Source organism: Castellaniella sp. FW104-7C03, from assembly GCF_040276085.1.
Taxonomy (GTDB): domain Bacteria; phylum Pseudomonadota; class Gammaproteobacteria; order Burkholderiales; family Burkholderiaceae_B; genus Castellaniella.
Genome location: NZ_JBELOK010000025.1, coordinates 1 through 1,649 on the forward strand (window position 1 = coordinate 1; position 1,649 = coordinate 1,649).

Here is a 1,649-nt window from a genome sequence, read left to right on the forward strand (position 1 = left end):
CCCCCTCGGTCACAATAGATGTCCGGTCCTCTGAAAACAGAAATTGAGGGAGCGATCGGAATGAATTCATTTCCACCTACAGCCAGGAACTCAAGGAACAGGTCGTCAGAAAGATGATGCCGCCGCACAACCAGAGCATCGCCCATCTGATCCGTGAAACAGGAATCTCGGGGCCAACCTTGTATGCTTGGAAGAAGCAGTTCCAGACCCGAGGATTCGTTGTGCCTGCCAAACCTTCCACTCCAGATCGCTGGGACGCCCGCGCCAAGTTGGCTGCGGTGATCCAGACAGCGCCCATGAATGAAGCCGAACGCTCAGCATACTGCCGGGAACACGGTTTGTATCCCGAGCAGCTTGATGCCTGGAAGGCCGCCTTTGAGGCCATGGATGCGGGAGCCCCAGCAGACAAGGCCCAGTTGGCGACTGAACGCAAAAAGAGCCGCAAGTTGGAAAAGGAGTTGCTGCGCAAAGAGCGCGCACTGGCAGAGGCAGCAGCACTGCTGACACTGTCAAAAAAAGCCCAGGCCATCTGGGGCAGCGGCGAGGACGACTGATCCCCGAGCCGATGAAACAGATGGCCATCACCTTGATCGATGAAGCCGTGACCAGCGGCGCGCGCACGCACAAGGCCTGCGCGGTGCTGGGCATCACGGATCGTACGCTGCGGCGCTGGCGTAGTGCCGACACACTGGCGGATCAGCGCAAGGGTGCTACCCGCAAACCCAATGCCCAGGCACTGAGCGTCCAGGAAAAGGAACAGATCCTCGTGGTCTGCAACAGTGCCAAACACCAGAGCCTGCCGCCCAGCCAGATCGTGCCTCGCTTGGCTGATCAGGGCATCTATATTGCCAGCGAATCGAGCTTTTATCGGGTGCTGCGTGCGCATGACCAAGTCCATCATCGCGGCCGTGCGGCGACACCCCACGTGCCCGAGAGGCCACAGGCCTGGATGGCGACTGCCCCCGGCCAGGTCTGGTCCTGGGACATTACCTTCTTGCCTGCTGCCGTGCGCGGTGAGTTCTACCGACTGTACCTGGTGCTCGATGTCTTTAGCCGCATGATTGTGGGCTGGGAAATCCATCACAACGAATCGGCGGGCCATGCGGCAGCCTTGATCAGCAAGGCCTGCCTGCGTCACCGTATTCGCCGTGATCAGTTGGTGCTGCACTCGGATAACGGCAGTCCGATGAAGGGTGCGACGATGCTGGCGACGCTGCAAAAACTGGGTGTGGTGCCATCCTTTAGTCGCCCGTCGGTCTCGGACGACAACCCATACTCCGAGGCTTTGTTCAGGACGCTGAAGTACACACCGGCCTACCCGAGGAAGCGCTTCGGCGATATCGATCAGGCCCGCGCCTGGGTGCAGCGCTTCGTTGCCTGGTACAACACGGAGCATCGTCACAGCGGTATCCGCTTCGTCACGCCCGCTCAACGTCATGCAGGCCTTGACCGACAGATTCTGGCCAACCGTACTGCCGTCTACGAAGCCGCCAAGCAGGCCCATCCTGCCCGCTGGCGCAGCCGCGCAGTGCGCAACTGGAGCCGCATCGATACGGTCTGGCTTAACCCGGAAAAGCTGCATCAGGAATCACCTGAAACCATAAGACGTGCCGCATGATTTACCGGACATCTTCGTTGACAAACACCGC

General features: G+C 59.9%; 1 protein-coding gene. It reads left to right on the forward strand.

Features of this window, described 5'->3' with window-relative positions; genetic code table 11:
- Positions 1-68: 68 nt before the first annotated feature.
- Positions 69-1,618 (forward strand): IS3 family transposase gene (locus ABS758_RS14890; protein ID WP_350384130.1). Its coding sequence is split into 2 segments (ribosomal slippage): positions 69-519 and positions 519-1,618, totalling 1,551 coding nucleotides; the frame shifts between segments, so codons are not numbered across the junction.
- The last annotated feature ends 31 nt before the right edge of the window (positions 1,619-1,649 follow it).